Source organism: Oceanobacillus luteolus, from assembly GCF_023715655.1.
GTDB lineage: Bacteria > Bacillota > Bacilli > Bacillales > Amphibacillaceae > Oceanobacillus > Oceanobacillus luteolus.
Map to the genome: position 1 here is coordinate 319,451 of NZ_JAMBON010000001.1, position 19,881 is coordinate 339,331.

Sequence of the window (19,881 nt, forward strand, 5' to 3'; positions counted from 1 at the left end):
TTTTTGAAAAGAATCCAAAAAAAACCAAGCAGTTGCCTCTGCTTGGTTTTTTCTACTACTCTGATATGTTAGTTAATGTTTTGCCCGTTTTGCCTTCTAAAACATTTCCGCCAGTTGACTCGATAATTCGATTAGTTACTTCACGGGAAATCGTAGCGGATACGAGTTGAAGAACATCGTTTACAGTCACTTGGATTTCCTTGAATTCAGAAACGATTGGAATTCCATCCAGCTCTTCCTGCATGCGATCAAGTTCTTCTTCGACACGAGTTAATGCTTCTTTTTTATCATACGCTTGTAAATTTACAGCTTGTTTTTGTAAAGCTTTAATCTTTTTAATCAAACTTTGGACCTTAATATTTTGATTGATCTTTACTTCCAGTTCTTTGAAACGATCAATCTCCTCAGTATTTGCAAGCATTTCTGCTAATCTCTTTGCTTCTTCAAGCACTTCTTTTCTCGTATATTGTGCCATTTATGTCACCTCAATTTTATTTTCTACCATAACCCCATCTAAGGACCAGGTTTTTGTTTCTGTGATTTCTACATCAACGATTTGTCCAATCGCTGATTTTGGCCCTTTAAAGTTCACAAGTTTATTTTTCTCTGTATAACCTGCGAGAATTTCAGGGTTCTTTTTACTTACACCTTCAACCAGTACTTTAACGGTTTTACCTTTATATTTCTTCATTGACTCTGCTGCTTGCCTGTTTACTAGCTCATTCAGACGATACAAGCGTTGTTTCTTCACTTCTTCTGGTACATCGTCTTTTTTCATGGCTGCAGGCGTTCCCTCTCTAGGAGAATAAATAAAGGTATAGGCTGCTTCAAAGCCCACTTCTTCCATCAATGTCATTGTCTCCTCGAACTGTTCTTCTGTTTCATTCGGGAAACCGACGATAATATCTGTTGTTAATGTGACATTTGGGATAGCAGCTTTGATTTTACGTACTAACTCGAGATAATCTTCTCGTGTATATTTACGGTTCATTTTCTTAAGTATTTCAGAGCTCCCAGATTGGACTGGCAAATGGATATGGTCTAACAAGTTTCCACCTTGTGCTAATACTTCTATTAGATGGTCGTCGAAATCACGTGGATGAGACGTGGTAAAACGGACTCTCGGGATATCGATTTTATGGATGTCGTTCATTAGATCCCCAAACGTATAATCAATGTCCTCAAAGTCCTTCCCGTATGCGTTCACATTTTGACCTAGCAAAGTTACTTCTTTATATCCTTGTGCGACTAGATGTCTCACTTCTTGGATAATATCCTCAGGTCTTCTACTTCGCTCTTTACCCCTTGTCATCGGTACGATACAGTACGTACAGAACTTGTCGCAACCATACATAATATTAACCCATGCTTTAATCTTACCATTACGGGCTTTTGGCAGGTTTTCAATAATATCGCCTTCTTTTGACCAAACTTCCACGACCATTTCCTTACCAAACATCGCTTCTTTAATCAAGTGAGGAAGACGATGGATATTATGGGTACCAAAGATAAGATCAATATGCTGATGTTTCTTCAAGATCCTATTGACTACGGACTCTTCTTGAGACATACAACCACAAATCCCTATGATTAAATCTGGATTTTCCAGTTTCAATGGTTTTAAATGTCCTATTTCACCAAACACTTTATTTTCCGCATTTTCACGGATGGCACAAGTATTTAGTAAAATTACATCTGCATCCTTTACATCGTCAGTTGCGGTATAGCCCATTTCTATAAAAATACCGGCCATCACTTCCGTATCATGTTCATTCATTTGACAACCATATGTCCGGATCAAGAACTTTTTACCCTGTCCGATTGTTTGCATATCTTCCGGAATTGTGAAGTCATATTTAAATTGAACTTCTTCTCTTTTTCTTTTTCTAGCTTTCTTTATATCTGGAGTTTGAGGTGAATAGCTCGTATGGAAATACTTAGCGATCATTTCATCACTTGAGGTATTTCGGATACGCTCAACATTTTGTTCCGGACTAATTTGAGCCTGCTCTTTCCTTTGCTCCTCGTTCATGACTGATCTCCTTTCAACTAATTGTCATGTATGTATAAGGGTACATTATACTAGTATAAGGCTTCTAAATAAATTTAACAATATATACAGATAAACTGCAAATAAAAACCTTCCTTTCAGATAAGGAAGGTGTAGAAGCTACTTCAGTATTACCTCGGTTCAATGATTAATTTGATTGCTGTTCTTTCTTCATTGTCAATTAATATATCTGTAAATGCTGGTATACAAATAAGGTCTACTCCACTAGGCGCAACAAACCCTCTGGCAATCGCTACAGCTTTAATTGATTGATTTAATGCTCCTGCACCGATTGCTTGTATTTCTGCAGTTCCTCGTTCCCGCAGCACATTTGCCAGAGCCCCCGCGACCGAATTTGGGTTAGATTTAGATGAAACTTTTAATACTTCCATTACTAGTACCTCCCTTACCTCAGTTTTGTGGTCCTATCACTACTATATTCTTGGAGTTGTACGCTTATTCCCTTAACCTGTATAAAGCTGACAATGAAGAAATTCTGATACTTTCATAGTAAGAAATCAGCTGAAAAAGGGATGGTCATCATTGATCATGATCCGTTCAATTTTTGTTGACTTCCCACTTTTTGTATCAACGGAAACAAGCACTGCGTTTAATTGGTTTTTACCCTTTTTTGTAATTTCAAAACGTACAGGTAAGGAGGTGAGAAAACGTTTTAATACCGCTTCTCGTTCGACACCTAGTATTCCCTCATAAGGTCCCGTCATGCCTACATCTGTTATGTATGCGGTGCCTTCAGGCAAGATTCGTTCATCCGCTGTTTGCGTATGGGTGTGCGTTCCCACAACTGCACTAACTCGGCCATCGACGTACCAACCAAAAGCTTGTTTTTCACTTGTGGCTTCAGCATGAAAATCCACAAAAATTATATTTGTCCTTTTGCTCGCTTCATTAATTAATTCATCGATTTTCTGGAAAGGATCGTCAATTGCCGGAAGAAAAGTTCTTCCTTGAAGATTAATAACAGCTACTTCTATATTGTTAACTGTTAAAAATACCAGACCTTTCCCAGGGTTATTCTCAGGAAAATTCGCTGGTCGAATAAGATATTTTGCGTCATCAATGAAGTCGAATATTTCCTTTTTGTCCCAAGTATGGTTACCCATCGTTATGGCTTGAGCACCCCATTCAAGGAAGTTTCGGTAGATCTCTTCGGTAATCCCTTTTCCTGCCGCAGCATTTTCACCATTCAATATCGTAATGGTTGGTCTGTATTTTTCTTTTAGTTTAGGGAGATATTCCTTCACCATATCCCGTCCTGGAGAACCAACCACATCACCAATAAATAATATTTTCATTCTTTAATCATCCTAATCTTTAATAATTTATTTATAGTCTTTGCAAATTAAGAATAGAAACCTTACTATCTAAAGTCCGAGTCCAAATACTTTTCGCTTTCAACAGGCGGCCCGTGAGCCTCCGACGGAAAGGCCGTGGCATTCTTAGTCTGACGGGGCCACGCTCTTTTCCATCCTCCTGCAGGAGTCTTGAGGTTTTTAAACTGCTCCCTGCTTTAAGTTTATTTGGCACATCGTACTATACCCAGCATAGAGCTATAACATTCACTTGGCTAAAAAATATATAATAATGCCATATTTTCAATGCTAAATTACGGTCTATATGTGGCTAGCTTTACTCAATAATGCAAAGTTCAAACTTTCGATTTCGCTCGGAGCAGCCGCCGATACACCGAAGACTCCTGTGGGAGCAGAGGCAAAGGTGAGACCCCGCAAGGCGTTTGCGCCTGAGGAGGCTCACCAGCCGCCCACGGAAAGCGAAGGTGTATCGGCGGCTGCGGACTACCAATAGTAGTCTTGGGATATTTTAAGTTAAGTAATTTGCAGCTTATTATATAATGTATCCCCACTGTTTAACTAAACAAATAGAAAAAATAAAAGCAGTCGAAATGACTGCTTTTATTTGGCATATTCAACTGCTCTTGTTTCTCTAATTACAGTCACTTTAATGTGACCTGGATAATCAAGCTCGCTTTCGATTCGATTTCGAATATCTCTCGCCACTCGAACGGATTCAAGATCATCAATTTCATCAGGTTTAACCATAATGCGAATTTCTCGTCCCGCCTGAATAGCGTAAGATTTCTCTACTCCTTCAAAGGACTCGGAAATCTCTTCAAGCTTTTCTAAACGCTTAATATAATTCTCCAGTGTTTCACTTCTTGCACCAGGTCTAGCTGCTGATAAAGCATCAGCTGCAGCGACTAATACAGAAATAATTGAGGTAGGTTCTTCATCACCGTGGTGTGAAGCGATAGAATTGATAACAACCTCATGTTCTTTATATTTTTGAGCAAGCTCTTTACCAATTTCTACGTGACTGCCTTCAACTTCATGGTCAACTGCTTTCCCGATATCATGAAGTAAACCAGCTCTTCTTGCTAATATTACATCTTCTCCTAGTTCTGCAGCAAGCAAACCGGATAAGTAAGCAACTTCCGCTGAATGTTTCAATACGTTTTGACCATAGCTTGTACGATATTTTAGACGACCTAGTATTTTAACTAGATCAGGGTGCAGTCCGTGCACACCAACTTCGAATGTCGTTTCTTCACCGACTTCACGGATATATTCATCAACCTCACGTCTCGCCTTATCTACCATTTCTTCAATTCGCGCTGGATGGATTCTACCGTCCTGTACGAGTTTTTCTAATGCCATACGGGCGATTTCCCGGCGAATTGGGTCAAATCCAGATAAAATAACAGCTTCTGGTGTATCATCAATGATTAAATCAATACCAGTCAACGTTTCTAATGTCCTTATATTTCTTCCTTCTCGTCCAATGATGCGACCTTTCATCTCATCATTAGGAAGGTTTACGACAGATACGGTTGTTTCAGCAACATGATCTGCAGCACAGCGTTGTAAAGCTAATGAAAGGATATTTTTCGCTTTCTTGTCCGCTTCCTCTTTCGCCTGATTTTCTGCTTCTTTAATCATGATAGCTGCTTCGTGCTTAACTTCTTTTTCAATGCGTTCTAAAATAATTTGTTTAGCTTGGTCCGTTGTATATCCTGAAATACGTTCAAGTTCAGCCTGCTGCTCATCTTTTAAAGCTTCCACTTTGCTTTCTAATGCTTCAATTTGTTGTTGTCTCTCTGCTAAAGAATCTTCCCTTTTTTCCAGTGATAATTCACGTGTATCAAGGGTGATACTCTTCTTGTCAAGAAGATCTTCTTTTTGAGTCAAACGATTTTCTTGCCTCTGGAGTTCCGCACGACGTTCACGCAGCTCATCCTCTGCTTGCTGACGTAATTTATGGTTCTCGTCTCTTGCTTCAAGGAGGGCTTCCTTTTTAGCTGCATCCGCATTTCGATTTGCTTCCTCTACTATTTGCTTTGCCAAGTTTTCTGCACTGGAAATTTTAGCCTCAGCAATCGATTTACGAATCAGATAACCAACAAACAGACCTATGATAAGGATGAATACTAGCAAAAGGGAGATGATTAAAGGGTGGTCCATAATTTCACCTCCTATTGCTATAAAGTTGTTGTACAATTCATTATTTTCTTCATGTACCCATTATCAATGCAAGGATTAATAATTAACGTATAATTGAATAAAATTATACATTGTTAATTTTAATTGTCAATTTACTTATTGTCAAGGAAACATAGGCAGTATTTTACATAAAAAAAGCTGTTCACCCAATGTAATTGGATGGACAGCTCGCTTATTATATATCTAAACTTTCTTGCTCTTCTGGTGAAGCTACGTCGTCCTCATTCACATTTGCATTTGCTTCAAGAGAATAATGTTTACGGATCTCACTATTAACTTCGTCAAAGATTTCCGGATTTTCTTTCATAAATTGTTTTGCATTTTCCCTACCTTGACCTAGACGTTCACCTTTATAGGAATACCAAGCTCCACTTTTTTGGATGATATCCAGCTCAGCACCCACATCGATGATCTCGCCTTCTTTAGAAACACCTTCACCATACATTATATCCACTTCTGCTTGTTTAAATGGCGGTGCTACTTTATTTTTTACAACTTTGACACGAGTTCGGTTACCGATCATTTCATTGCCTTGCTTCAATGTTTCCGCTCGGCGCACTTCTAGACGGACGGATGAATAGAACTTCAATGCTCGTCCCCCCGGAGTCGTTTCAGGGTTACCAAACATGACACCAATTTTTTCACGTACTTGGTTGATGAAAATGGCAGTAGCGTTCGATTTATTGATTGCACCTGATAGTTTACGAAGAGCTTGTGACATTAATCGAGCCTGTAGACCCATATGAGAGTCTCCCATTTCACCTTCAATTTCAGCCTTCGGTACAAGAGCCGCAACTGAGTCTACAACAATGATATCTACAGCACCGCTTCGTACAAGAGCTTCTGTGATTTCAAGAGCCTGCTCACCCGTATCAGGCTGGGATAACAGCAATTCATCAGTGTTTACACCAAGTGCACGAGCATAATTCGGATCCAATGCGTGCTCAGCATCGATAAAAGCAGCTTGTCCACCTTGCTTTTGCGCTTCTGCAATTGCATGTAAAGCAAAAGTTGTTTTACCCGAGGACTCAGGACCGTAAATCTCTACTACTCTACCTTTTGGATATCCACCAATTCCTAGCGCAACATCAAGTGCTAAAGAACCACTTGGGATGGTAGCTATCTTTTGATTTTGTTCTTCCCCAAGCTTCATGATCGATCCTTTACCAAATTGTTTCTCTATTTGTCTCAAAGCCATATCTAATGCTTGTTTTCTCTCACTCAATGAATTTACCTCCTCAAATTATCTATCTCCATCATACGCTTTTTTTCACCATTTGACAAGCAAAAAACGAATAAACGTTCGATAATTTTCATACTGGATTAAGATGTCATTTTTAAGTTTTCAATAGAGTTGGAGACTAGAAAGGTGAAGCTATAAGTGATTAAACCGATAGATATTAAAGTTTTATAGCGTTTAAAATTAATTCCAGTCCTTTTAAAAGTGCACGGTTACGAATCACATTACGATTTCCCTGTAACTGGAAACTATAAACTCGATCTTCCTCACCCTTGATAGACAATCCGATATGGACTGTTCCCACTTGTTTGCCTTCCATTTCTCCAGGACCAGCAACTCCTGTGAAACTGATTCCAATAGCTGAATTTAATTTATCTCTTACGTTTCTAGCTAACAGAATCGCGCACTCTTCACTTACAGTACCTTTTTCTTCAATGAGTTGTTTGGGAATTTCCAATAGATTCATCTTCACGTCAGGGCTATAACATACAATCCCGCCCTGAACTACTGCACTTGCACCTGGAACAGTGACGAGACGCTCAATAAACTTGCCACCAGTCAAGCTTTCTGCAGCTGCAATCGATACTTTCTTGTGGTTCAATCTCTCAACAATCACTTGTTCAATTGTTTTTTCTCCCTCAGCTACGAAATAATCTCCTACCCTGTCAAGAATATCTGCTTTAGTTTTTGCTAGGAGTCTTTCCAAGGCTTCACTTGAATCTGCTTTGGCAGTCAGTCGAATGATAATTCCATCATCGGTTGCTAAAGGGGCTATCGTCGGATTCGTTTGCTTCTGAATTAAATCTTGCAATTCATGTTCTAACGTCGATTCACCGATACCAAGAAATTTTAAAATAGTTGATCGGATCATCTGTTCTTTACCTGTTAGTTTATAAAGATACGGTAAAATCTCATCGTTGAATAAGGACTTCATCTCTCGTGGGACACCAGGAAGGAAAATCCAAGTCCTCTCATCAAATTGAACAATCATTCCTGGTGCCATGCCTTGTTTATTCTCTAAAACAGTAGCAGTTTCAAATACACGAGCCTGTTTACGATTATTCGGTGTCATCGTCCAACCAGTTTTCTGGAACCAAGTCTCTATCTTTTTCATAGAAGCTTCATGTTCCGTCATGGAAAGATTACTGAATGCCTGAAACGCTTCCCTTGTCAGATCGTCTTCAGTCGGTCCTAAACCTCCTGTAACAATGATAATATCCGAACGCTCATGGGCTTGTTTAAATGTATCTGTCACACGTTTTAGATTATCACCAACAACCACATGGTTAAAAACATTGATCCCATATAATGCTAGCTGTTGCGAAATCCATTGAGCATTCGTATTAGCAATTTGACCTAAAAGTAATTCGGTCCCGACTGCAACAATTTCAGCTTTGTACTGTTTCTTCACTTCGAATCCCTCATTACATGCCAGTTTTTATAAAAATATTCAATACCAGATACAACAGTGAAAAATAAAGCTAAGTAAAGCATGATGGTTCCTAGAGGAAAGTTCAAGTAAGAGAACGGAAAATTATGAAGCAATAACAAAATAATAGCAATCATCTGTGTTGCTGTCTTTAATTTACCCATGTTCCCCGCAGCCATAACGATTCCTTCTCCTGCAGCAACGAGTCTTAAGCCAGTAACTGCAAATTCTCTACTGATAATGACGATAACAATCCATGCTGCCGCTAAATCCATTTCAACCAACATGATTAATGCCGCAGATACAAGAAGCTTGTCTGCTAATGGATCAAGAAACTTACCAAGATTGGTGATGAGATTATATTTTCTTGCGTAATATCCGTCTACCCAATCTGTGGCAGAAGCGATGATGAATATCATTGCCGCGATGAAATGATGGATAGGTAATAAAGTGTTTCCTATATCCCACGCTCCGAAGTCTAGTGGTAAAGAGAGTATAAGGATAAATATCGGAATTAGAATGATACGAGAAATAGTAAGTTTGTTAGGTAAATTCATTGACTTTCCTCCTTGATTTTCCAATGATAATTTGTAATATCGAAATTTTATTAAGAATGGACCATAATTATAAAAATCTTTCGTGCTACTCCGTACACGCATTACCCGTAAATTCGTTAATCAAGTCCCAGATTTTTCTTATTATACCATAATAAAACCCTTCCGCATGCATTTGGAAGGGTTAATGCTCAAGACTTTAATTAACATTGAACCATAACCGCTGATGGTCTCTTTCATTTGGATCAACAGGATATTCAAACGGAACACCATTGATATCAATTTCTAAGTTAGGGGTACTTCCAATGTTCAAATAGATTGCTTCTTCTCCAGTCAAATCAACCTCTACAGGTGAATTAGCTGTTGTAACGAAATCAGCGAAGAAAGCCTCCCCTGCGGTATTTTTAACATCCAACCACACATTCGTACTGGATTCGAATGTAAATATCAATTCATCATTAGGATTAGTTAGGGATATGGTGGATTCAGGCGTAGAACCGGTGCCAACCTCTTCCACTTCAATAACTACTTCCTGACCTTCTTCATCCTTTGAATCTTCTTCAGTTGTACTCTCTTCGTCAGTCTCTTCAGCTGTGTCGTCAGAATTTTCATCGTCACCAACTGCTGACTCACCATTATCTTGAGTATTATTATCATCTGTTATTATTACTGTATCCGACTCTTCAATTTTTTCTGGTTCATCTGATGATGACGCTTGATTATAGAACCAAATACCAGCACCAATAATACCTACGATCAACAAAACAACTATTATTTTAGGGAGTAACGAGAAAAAGGTATTTGACCGTTCGGCTGAATTCTCTCTTTGCGCACGTTCTACTCTTGTATATTGGATTTCACTATCACTTTCTGACTTAGGTATTTCTTCTTTATGCTCTTCAAGCAATTCATCAGAATCTATACCGACAGCAGATGCATATTCTTTAATAAATGCACGAGCATAAAATTTACCAGGTAATAAGTGAAGATTTCCTTCTTCGATTGCTACTAAATATCTTTTTTGAATCTTTGTTGTTTCTTGTACACTTTCCAATGAAAGGCCTTTTGCGATTCTCGCTTCTTTCAGCCTAGCACCTACATCCATAATTAACACCTTCCATCTCAGAAATCAAACATATTAAAACCACTATTCTGACTTAAGGATTGACTTTCAATTGAGTCGTATGTAATTTCTTCATCTTCGTGGCTTCTTAATTCAATAATGTAATCAAAATCATCCAACGTATATTCGGTCGCCTGTACAAAAATATCAGGATGCTCTACAACTTTTACAGCCGGCAAATGCATCACTTCACGAATCAGCCGCCAATGTTCTTCATTTGCTCGTTTTTTTGAGACAACACCGTCAATAATAAAAATATTATCCGTATTATATTCACCGGCAATCAGTTTATTCCTTACGGTTTGTTTAATCATTGTACTCGAAACAAAGAGCCAACGTTTATTTGCCGAAACACTTGCTGCAACGATGGACTCTGTCTTTCCAACACGGGGCATTCCTCTTACACCAATTAATTTATGACCATCTTGCTTAAATAATTCTGCCATAAAATCGACAAGAATTCCAAGTTCATTCCTCACGAACCGAACTGTTTTCCGATCATCATTATCTGTATGGATATATTTCCCGTGCCTGACGGCCATACGGTCTTTAAGTTTGGGTTTACGTATTTTTAACACTTTAATAATATCTACAGTCTCTAAAATGGACTCCAGTCTTTTGATGTTTTCATCATGTTCGGAGAGCAGCAACAAGCATCTTCTTGAATTTTCAAGCCCGTTTATTGTGATGATATTTATCGAAAGCATACCTAATAAAGATGAAATATCACCTAATAAACCTGGGCGGTTAATTTGGTTTTCATATTCGAGATACCATTCTGTTCTTTCCATTACAATTCTCCTTTATAATGAAACATCAAGTAGTGGGGTCCTCTAATCCCCACTAATAGACAATCAAATGGAACAGGATTAATGCCTCAGTTTTACATATTTCAGACTGATGGTCACCTGTTTTATAATGGCAGCATTTACGTATGTTTTCTATTTCTACTATAAATCATTTTTTAGTCCGTGAAAAGCGAAATATAAAACAAATGGAAAAGAAGCTGTATAGTTTAACTATACAGCTTCTTCCACTATTTATCCATTATTATTGCCTTGTTTTTCCACCAATCTCACCATGGAGCTAGCGATTGCTTGTTGCTCCTCTTCAGATGCTGCATTCCAAAGTTCTTTCAATACAGCTTCTTCTTTATTTTTAGCATCAATATTTGATGCTAAATAGTCTCCCACTTCATGTGCTACATTTGTAATTGTTTCATGATCCATCCCACTGTTTTTTGCTTGTTGTAATCGATTGGCAAGAAACCCTTTCCATGAATCGAAATTATCGAGAATAGACATTAAGAAAGCCTCCTTTTTCTAGTGATACGTTTAGTATTTTACATTTCACTTACTTTATACACTTAGAAAAAGAAGTTAAATCATCCATCCTCCTGTAATCGGAAGGATTTGGCCGTTCATAAAAGGATGATTCAATATAAAATCGACTGCCTCAGCTACTTCACGGGGATAGCCAGGTCGTTTTAAAGGAATTTCTTGAAATATTTCCTTTTTCTCATCTTGAGATAAACTCGCGTTCATCTTCGTATCAATGAATCCCGGACTAATTCCATTTACTGTAATATTACTTGGTGCAACTTCTTTCGCAAGAGCTTTAATAAAACTGTTTTGTGCACCCTTCACTGTCGAATACAGCACTTCATAGCTTGCTCCGATATCCCCCCAAATCGATGTAATGAAAATAATGTTGCCGAAACTGTTTTTAATCATCGAAGGAAGCAGTTGCTGTGTAATTCTCCACGGTGCTTCAATATGGAGCTTAAGCATACTGTCCATCGATTCGTGACTCATCTCTTGAAACAAGCCAAATTCAGTTTTTCCGCTTGAGAAGATGATAATATCAACATGAAACACAAGATTAGCTAGTAGTTGTTCAATTCCTTCCGTTCGTGATAAATCTGCCTGTATAATTTGGAGAACTTGATCAATCGCTATTTCGTCGGCTAATTCATTAATCCTTGTCTTATTCGAATGATAGTGGAGAATTAATTGGTCCCCTTTTGCCGCTCTTTGTTTCGCTATCTCTAATCCAATATCGCTGCTTGCACCAATAATCAAAACCGTACGCTTCATTGACTAGCCTTTCTTAATCGTACAAACAGCAAGTCGATCTTCATCTATCCATTCTTTCAGGAAATTATTGAAATCCGAAATTGTCAAAGCTTCAATTCGAGAAGTCATTTCAAAGAAATTAATTCCATGTCGATGATAGTCCACAAACTGGTTAGCAATATACTCTAGGGAATTCATTGCTCGGAGCGTACGTCCAATTTTCTTTTTCTTCATTCGCGAAAACTCTTTTTCTGTAATTTCCAGATTTCGGGTCGATAAGAGCAACTCTTTTACTTTTGAAGCAAATTCAGTAGGTTTTGTCGTATTACCGCCAATTAATGTATAGCCAAAGTTAAAATCAATATTCGTTTCAAACGAAAAACTTCCGTCAATTAATTCCGCCTGATACAGTTCTTGATAAAACTCTCCGCCTTTTGCAAAATAATGATCGACCACCATCGTAGTCAATAATTCCTTTGTAAGAAATTCATCCTTTTCCAAAGCGCTGCTTGACTCTTTAATTCCAACCGTACATTTCGGTATCGAGACTGGCATATTAATTTCTAAATTTTTCGTCGCAACTTCCCTTGGCTCGTCTGGGAATTTCCGTTTAATATCGCCCATTGCTTCAAAGCTCTTTCCAGCTTGGTTGTTTTCAATCAGTGTAAATAAAGATTCAACATTAAAATTACCAATAATGAATAAAGTCATATTTTCGGGATGATAAAACGTATTGTAACATGTATATAGATCATCCTTTGTAATTTTCATGATAGAATCTACCGTACCAGCAATGTCAATATTGACAGGATGGTTTTTAAACATAGCTTTAATCGTACCCATAAACGACTGCCAATCCGGTTGGTCATCATACATTTTTATTTCTTGAGCGATAATCCCTTTTTCTTTCTCGACGGTCTGTTCTGTAAAATATGGATCTTGCACAAAATTGATTAATGTCTCTACGTTATCTTCAATATGATCGGTTGCTGTAAATAAATATGCCGTTTTTGTGAAAGAAGTAAAAGCATTAGCTGAAGCTCCCAGCTTTCCAAAGTCAGCAAACACGTCACCGTCTTCTTTTTCAAACAGCTTATGCTCAAGAAAATGCGCTACTCCATCCGGAACCGTAACCATTTCAGATTCGCCAATTGGAACAAATGTCTGGTCTATAGAACCATACTTCGTTGTAAAAATTGCATACGTCTTCTCCATTTCAGGCCGCGGCATCAAGAATACGGATAAGCCATTTTCTAATTTTTTCGTATAAATCACTTCATCAATATCCTGGTATATTTTTTTATCCATCATTTAATTCCCTCCTTCTGAAGTGAGGAGATATAGCGTATCTTCCTGGATTTTTTCTCCAACACGAACAACTTCTTCTTTTGTCACTGCAGAAATCTTAGTAATGATTTCTTCTAGGGTCCGCTCATAATTTGCAAGTTTTTGCTGATAAAACAATTCGACTAGTCCATGATTGTTATCCATCGTCTCACGCAAATAATGGATGATCATGTCTTTCGCCTCATTCATTTCTTGTTCCGTAAAGTTTCCAGCCTTCATTTCCTGCATTTGTTCCCTAATAATATCTCGTGCTTTTTCATAATCTTCAGGTGCGATTCCACTAAAGACAAAAAGCAGTCCTTTATGACTTTCTACTTGAGAAGAAGCATAATAGGCAAGGCTATTTTTTTCCCTTACATTCATGAACAGCTTAGAACTCGGGAAACCACCAAACAGACCATTAAAAACTTGTAAAGCTGGATATTCTTTATCAGAATAAACCGTATTTGTCCTATAACCGATATGCAGCTTTGCCTGTTGTATTGGTTCTTTTTCTATAATTTCTTTTGGTTTATCAACCTGTTTCTCAGTTTTAGTTTGATTGGCTCCTGCTTTATTTATGGAATCTCGTTCAAATATAGTAGTTATTGCCTCTTCAATATATTGAGGATCCATATCACCGACAACATAAATATCCATTTCGTCAGTTTTCACCATTTCCTTATAATAAGCAAATAGATCTGCTCCTGTAATGGTCTCAAGTTCATCTTCATAGCCATTTACATGTATGGAATAAGCTTCACCTTCACACATTTCTTCAATTAACCGCATATTTGCATAACGGATTTTGTCATCGCGGATTGCTTGAATTCTTTGCTTCAAAGTTGCCTTTTCACGATTTACAATTCTTTCTGCAAATGAATTATTTTCAAGATGTGGAGCAAAAATCAGTTCTGATAAAAGTTGGAGAGCCTCTTCTGTTATTTCTTCTTTCTCTGGGAGATATCTTTGATTGGCCACTTCCAAACGGAAGCTGATGATATGATCTTCTCCTTTTTTTGCCCCATCAACAGATAGTACCGCTCCATATAAATCATCCAACTTTAATTGTAATTCCGTCCGACTTGGATAATTCTTCGTTGCCTCTCTTAATACATTTGGCAACAGGGCACGCTTGGTTATCGTATCTTTGTTTAATGGCGCTTTCGACTTAATAACAAAAGTGAGTGTCTTAAATTTTTTCGTTGGGATAAAATGAATATGATAACCGTTTTTATTAACGGTTTGTTCCTCAATTAAATTCATCACACGGCCTCCTATAATGATATCTTATTATTCATATTAAATATTCTACACATCTTTCATAGGTTCATCCATTAAAAGATACTTATTTTCCACGGCTTAAGACTATTTTAGTTCCCGTTATCGGATGATATGAAAAAAACTGACTTGATTTCAAAAATCAAGTCAGTTTTTCCTGTACTATTTAACGGCTCCCTTTAATATATGGTACTCCGTTTGCCTTTGGCGCATCGGCACGGCCAATCAGCCCTGCAAGTGCCAAGATAGTCAACACGTAAGGGGCTATCAACAGAAACACTTGTGGGATATCTTCAATTACCGGAATAGAAGATCCGACAATGCTTAGACTTTGAGCAAATCCGAAGAAGATTGCTGCTCCCATTGCACCGAGCGGATGCCATTTCCCAAAAATAACAGCTGCGAGGGAAATGAATCCCTGTCCTACTATTGTTGATTGAGAGAAGTTAGAAACGATAGTAAGCGCGAATACGGATCCGCCTAAACCACCTAAGATTCCTGATAAAACAACTGCAATATAACGTATTTTTTTCACATTAATTCCGTTTGTGTCTGCCGCCATTGGATGTTCACCAACAGCACGTAAACGTAGACCGAAAGTCGTTTTATATAAAACAAACCAAGCAACAAAAGCTAAAATGATTGCTAAATAAGAAGTCGCATAGACCCGTTCAAAGAAAATAGGACCGATGACAGGAATATTCGACAATACAGGTATATCAGTGCGGAAAAAACCTTCCACCATATCTGTTTGCCCTTTATCATACCACTGCTTTGTCAAATAGACACCGATGCCAAGCGCGAGCATATTAATCGCTACTCCACTCACGACTTGATTTGCGTAGAATGAAACGGAAGCCACAGCATGGATGATAGAAAAGATTCCTCCAATAATTGCTGCTACTACAATGGCGATCCAAGGTGTTAGAGCACCGAATGTACTCTGATAAGTCAAGCTAAATACTATACCAACAAATGCACCAATTACCATTAATCCTTCTAATCCAATATTAACCACACCAGAACGCTCACTGAAAACCCCGCCTAAAGCCGTCAATATTAATGGTGCGGAGAAGAACAGTATAGTGGGTACTATCGATTGTAATAAATCAATCATTTATTTCCCCTCCTTTTTAAAGCGAAGGATTGCCAAACGTATGATATAACTTGACGCAACAAAGAATATAATCAACGCGATGATTATATCTACCAATTCAATGGGAACCCCTGCAGATGTAGGCATTTGTCCTGCACCCTCTTTTAAAGAACCAAATAAAAAGGCTGCAATAACTACACCGAGTGCATGGTTACTGCCTAATAGAGCTACTGCAATACCATCGAATCCTAAATTAGTAAAACCAGACATAAGATGGATATTTCCATATGTACCGAGGCCTTCCATTGCTCCAGCCACGCCAGCGAAACCTCCAGATATCACCATTGAAAGGATAATATTTTTTTTGACGTTCATCCCCGCATATCTGGATGCAAATTGGTTGTACCCGACAGACTTTAATTCATATCCAATAGTCGTCCGTTCGATTAAGAACCACATGATAGCGGCTGCAAATATTGCAATCAAAATACCGTAGTGAACACGGGAATACATGGTCAATGATTGTAACCATTCAGCTGACAGGGATGCACTGCTAGCGATTTGTTCGGTCTTCGTTGCATGATCGGTTAAAACAGAACGAATGATTTCGTTTGATACATATAGCGCAATATAGTTCATCATAATTGTCACGATAACTTCGTGTACACCAAGAGTTGCTTTCAATAATCCTGGGACTAAACCCCATAAAGCACCAGCAAGCATTCCAGCTAAAATAGCAAGTGGTAAATGAATGATCATCGGTGCTTCAATTCCTATTCCCACCCAAACAGAAGCTAACCAACCTACAATTACTTGTCCTTCAGCTCCTATATTGAATAGGCCGGATCGAAATGCAAAAGCAATAGCCAAGCCTGTTAAAATAAGTGGTGTTGTTCGTCTAATTGTTTCACCAATCGTAAAGGCATCACCGAATGCACCTAACCATAAAGCTTGATAGCCTGCAATTGGATTATATCCAGATATAAGCATGATAATGCCGCCGACGAGGAGTCCAAGTAACACGGATATAACAGGAATTAATAATGGTGCAAATTTTTTATTGAATATCATTTTGAAACACCTGCCTTATCGGTTCCGCTTCCGGCCATCAATAAACCTAATTCTCTTTCATTTGTTTCTTTTGCATCTAAATCTGCTACAATTCTTCCGTCATAGATGACAACAATTCGATCACTTACATCTAAAATTTCATCCAGTTCAAATGATACTAGTAGAATCGCTTTTCCTTTATCTCGTTCTTCAACCAACTTTTGATGTACAAATTCTATTGCTCCTACATCAAGCCCTCGGGTCGGTTGTGCTGCAATTAATAATTCAGGCGAGCGTTCGACTTCACGAGCAATGATTGCTTTTTGTTGGTTACCACCAGATAATGCTCTGGCTGGAGTAAAAGCACTAGGAGTGCGAACATCATACATCGCGATAAGCTCTTCAGCTTTTTTATAAATAGCATCATGATTGAGAATCGTGTTTTTTGAATATGGTTTCTGGTAGTACGTTTGCAACACAATATTTTCTCCGATAGTATAATCAAGGACAAGTCCATACTTATGTCTATCTTGAGGTATATGCCCTAGTCCGCTTTCAGTTACTTCTCTAGGTGTTTTATTCGTAATATCTTTTTTATTAAGTAATATGTTTCCTCTATAACTTTTCGTAAGCCCTGTAATTGCCTCAATAAGCTCTGTTTGACCATTGCCGTCGATCCCTGCAACTCCAACAATTTCGCCGGCTCGTACCTTTAAATCAAGTCCTTTGACAACGTCAACTTTTCTAGAGTCCTTTACATAAAGGTCTTTTACTTCAAGAACCTCGTGCTTCGGCTCAGCAGGTGTTTTGCTTACTTGAAAATTCACATCTCTCCCTACCATGAGGGATGCCAATTCATTCACAGTTGTTTCTTTTACATCCACCGTTCCAATGCCCTTGCCCTTGCGAATAACCGTACAACGATCGCAGGCTTCCATAATTTCTTTCAACTTGTGGGTAATCAAGATGATTGATTTACCTTCTTTGACTAGAGATTGCATGATTTCAATTAACTCAGTTATTTCCTGTGGTGTAAGTACTGCTGTTGGTTCATCAAAAATAAGCACTTCAGCACCACGATATAACGTTTTTAAGATTTCAACACGCTGTTGCATCCCAACTGATATATCACGTATTTTTGCTGTCGGATCTACTTTCAAACCATAACGGTCCGATAATTCCTGGATCTCTTTTTCTGCTTTTTTAAGGTTTATCGTGCCAAATTTAGTTTTCGGCTCGCTTCCAAGGATAATATTCTGAGTAACCGTAAATGGTTCGACTAACATAAAATGTTGATGAACCATACCAATGCCGAGATCGTTGGCAATGTTCGGATTCGTAATTTTAACAGGCTTGCCATTAACTCGAATCTCTCCTTGTTCAGGCTGATACAGTCCGAATAATACATTCATCAGAGTAGACTTCCCTGCACCGTTTTCGCCTAGTAAAGCATGTATTTCACCTTTCTTTAATTGAACCGTAATATTATCATTTGCAACTATACCTGGAAATTCCTTACGTATATTTAGCATTTCTATTACGTATTCCACTCTCTTTCCACCCCTTTTACATAAAGCTGCCTATCTAATGTTCACACAGGCCAAATATTGGATTAATCAACTAAGATTCACATCCTGTTGAAATATCTATTTCATCACTCACTTGATAGAGAATAGATATGGCAACAGCATGCGGTGTGAATGAAAATAAGGTTTAATCGTAAGGAAGGGAAAAGAGCTTGTACTCTTTTCCCTACATTTTTAAAGTGAGTCTAAGTATTCTTCTAAAGCTTCACGTGTGTAAGGAATTTCAATGTCACCATTTAGAATGCTTTCTTCCCATTTTTTGACTTCGTTTATTATTTCTTCTGTCATAGCTTCTTCGTTAGTAGTAGCAACAGAAATCGCATTCTCTTCCAGACCAAACTCCAACTGTTCTCCACCAGGGAATTCACCATCCATTGCTAGTTGTGCAACATCCTGGACAGCTACGTCTACACGTTTAACCATGGAAGTAAGTGTTACGTTATGTTCACCAATTTGCCCTTCATCATGTTGGTCGCGGTCTACTCCGATTACCCAGATAGCGCGCTCTGGATCTGCGTTTTTAAGGTCTTTTGCTTCATTGAAAACCCCATTACCAGTTCCACCGGCAGCATGATAAATGATATCTACTCCAGAGTTATACATATCATTAGCTATCATTTTACCTTTAGATGCATCCCCGAAATGTTCCGCATATTGCACATCAACTTCAATGTCAGGATTAATTGATTTTGCTCCAGCAATAAAACCAGCTTCAAATTTATTGATTAATGGGGAGTCAATCCCACCGACAAAACCAAGTTTATTTGTTTCCGTTTTCATAGCAGCTGCTACTCCAACTAGAAATGATCCTTCATGTTCTTTAAAAGTAATGCTGACTGTATTATCGCCTTCTACAACATCGTCAACTATTCCGAAATAGACATCTGGGTTTTGGTTGGCTAAGTTTTGAATATCTTCTTTCAACTCAAACCCAATACCGTAAATTAAGCTATAGCCTTCACGAACCATACGGGTAATATTTGGAACGTAATCCTCTGGTGCATTGGATTGTGCATAATCAAATCCGTTTCCTTTCGATAGACCATGCTCTTCTCCCCATGCACTAATTCCTTCCCAAGCGGATTGGTTAAAGGATTTGTCATCTACCCCACCAATGTCCGTAACCATCGCAACGGAAAAATCAGATGAATCTTCACCTTCATTAGCGTTACTGTTGTCCGTATCGGCGGTTTCGTCACCGTTACCACTTCCGCAAGCGGCAAGTAGCGCCACAAGTCCCACAATCAATGTAATCCAAAACAACTTACTCTTTTTCATTGCAATGCCCCCTTATTCCTTTCTTTTCTCACAAAACAGTCATGATGGATGAATTTACTCACATATCTTTTTCTATAAATAGATTAATAGATATCGTAACCATTACTCGAAAAGATACTATGTCGATTCACCCTTGATGTCATACGTATCATGCCACAGTAACGTTGCAAATGAAAAGGTTTTCCACACAAAAAATAAGCAACAACCTGATTATTTATGACTACGCTTTCAAGGTTTTGTAAAAAAAATCAGTC

18 protein-coding genes are annotated in these 19,881 nt (G+C 38.2%); all 18 read right to left on the reverse strand.

What is annotated here, in order from left to right; genetic code table 11:
- Positions 1-55 precede the first annotated feature (55 nt).
- Positions 56-475, reverse strand: a complete 420-nt coding sequence (locus M3210_RS01705; RefSeq protein WP_251510564.1) for a YlbF/YmcA family competence regulator — start codon at positions 473-475, stop codon at positions 56-58.
- Complete coding sequence (gene miaB / locus M3210_RS01710; protein WP_251510577.1) at positions 476-2,032, reverse strand: tRNA (N6-isopentenyl adenosine(37)-C2)-methylthiotransferase MiaB; 1,557 nt, start codon at positions 2,030-2,032, stop codon at positions 476-478.
- A gap of 149 nt (positions 2,033-2,181) precedes the next feature.
- Positions 2,182-2,442 carry a stage V sporulation protein S gene (locus tag M3210_RS01715; protein ID WP_251510580.1) on the reverse strand — a complete coding sequence of 87 codons (261 nt, stop codon included), beginning with the start codon at positions 2,440-2,442 and terminating at the stop codon, positions 2,182-2,184.
- 126 nt (positions 2,443-2,568) lie between these two features.
- A complete protein-coding gene (locus M3210_RS01720) occupies positions 2,569-3,366 on the reverse strand; it encodes a TIGR00282 family metallophosphoesterase (protein WP_251510583.1) in 798 nt (265 codons plus the stop codon).
- 618 nt (positions 3,367-3,984) lie between these two features.
- The gene (gene rny / locus M3210_RS01725) at positions 3,985-5,550 is read right to left on the reverse strand and encodes a ribonuclease Y (RefSeq protein WP_251510587.1); all 1,566 of its coding nucleotides are present in this window, start codon (positions 5,548-5,550) and stop codon (positions 3,985-3,987) included.
- Between the two features lie 214 nt (positions 5,551-5,764).
- Complete coding sequence (recA, locus tag M3210_RS01730; protein WP_285853509.1) at positions 5,765-6,814, reverse strand: recombinase RecA; 1,050 nt, start codon at positions 6,812-6,814, stop codon at positions 5,765-5,767.
- A 175-nt stretch (positions 6,815-6,989) separates the two neighbouring features.
- Complete coding sequence (locus M3210_RS01735; protein WP_251510589.1) at positions 6,990-8,240, reverse strand: competence/damage-inducible protein A; 1,251 nt, start codon at positions 8,238-8,240, stop codon at positions 6,990-6,992.
- Positions 8,237-8,815: a CDP-diacylglycerol--glycerol-3-phosphate 3-phosphatidyltransferase gene (pgsA, locus tag M3210_RS01740; RefSeq protein WP_251510591.1), complete on the reverse strand. Its 579-nt coding sequence runs from the start codon at positions 8,813-8,815 to the stop codon at positions 8,237-8,239. The genes M3210_RS01735 and pgsA overlap by 4 nt, the downstream gene beginning before the upstream one ends.
- Positions 8,816-9,011: 196 nt before the next feature.
- Positions 9,012-9,917 carry a helix-turn-helix domain-containing protein gene (locus M3210_RS01745; protein ID WP_251510595.1) on the reverse strand — a complete coding sequence of 302 codons (906 nt, stop codon included), beginning with the start codon at positions 9,915-9,917 and terminating at the stop codon, positions 9,012-9,014.
- Between the two features lie 17 nt (positions 9,918-9,934).
- Entirely contained in the window at positions 9,935-10,726 is a 792-nt protein-coding gene (locus tag M3210_RS01750) for a DUF3388 domain-containing protein (RefSeq protein ID WP_251510597.1), read from the reverse strand.
- A 249-nt stretch (positions 10,727-10,975) separates the two neighbouring features.
- Positions 10,976-11,239: a DUF3243 domain-containing protein gene (locus tag M3210_RS01755; protein WP_251510599.1), complete on the reverse strand. Its 264-nt coding sequence runs from the start codon at positions 11,237-11,239 to the stop codon at positions 10,976-10,978.
- 75 nt (positions 11,240-11,314) lie between these two features.
- A complete protein-coding gene (ymfI, locus tag M3210_RS01760) occupies positions 11,315-12,031 on the reverse strand; it encodes an elongation factor P 5-aminopentanone reductase (RefSeq protein WP_251510602.1) in 717 nt (238 codons plus the stop codon).
- 3 nt (positions 12,032-12,034) lie between these two features.
- Positions 12,035-13,318 (reverse strand): EF-P 5-aminopentanol modification-associated protein YfmH, encoded by a 1,284-nt coding sequence (gene yfmH / locus M3210_RS01765; RefSeq protein ID WP_251511103.1) that lies wholly within the window; start codon positions 13,316-13,318, stop codon positions 12,035-12,037.
- A 3-nt stretch (positions 13,319-13,321) separates the two neighbouring features.
- Positions 13,322-14,602 carry an EF-P 5-aminopentanol modification-associated protein YfmF gene (gene yfmF, locus M3210_RS01770; RefSeq protein WP_251510605.1) on the reverse strand — a complete coding sequence of 427 codons (1,281 nt, stop codon included), beginning with the start codon at positions 14,600-14,602 and terminating at the stop codon, positions 13,322-13,324.
- A 181-nt stretch (positions 14,603-14,783) separates the two neighbouring features.
- Positions 14,784-15,734, reverse strand: coding sequence for an ABC transporter permease (locus M3210_RS01775; RefSeq protein ID WP_251510608.1), 951 nt, complete (start codon positions 15,732-15,734; stop codon positions 14,784-14,786).
- Entirely contained in the window at positions 15,735-16,784 is a 1,050-nt protein-coding gene (locus tag M3210_RS01780; protein WP_251510611.1) for an ABC transporter permease, read from the reverse strand.
- Complete coding sequence (locus M3210_RS01785) at positions 16,781-18,313, reverse strand: ABC transporter ATP-binding protein (protein WP_251510623.1); 1,533 nt, start codon at positions 18,311-18,313, stop codon at positions 16,781-16,783. Before M3210_RS01785 ends, M3210_RS01780 begins: the two co-directional genes overlap by 4 nt.
- A 210-nt stretch (positions 18,314-18,523) precedes the next feature.
- Positions 18,524-19,627 (reverse strand): BMP family lipoprotein, encoded by a 1,104-nt coding sequence (locus M3210_RS01790; protein WP_251510625.1) that lies wholly within the window; start codon positions 19,625-19,627, stop codon positions 18,524-18,526.
- Between the last annotated feature and the right edge of the window lie 254 nt (positions 19,628-19,881).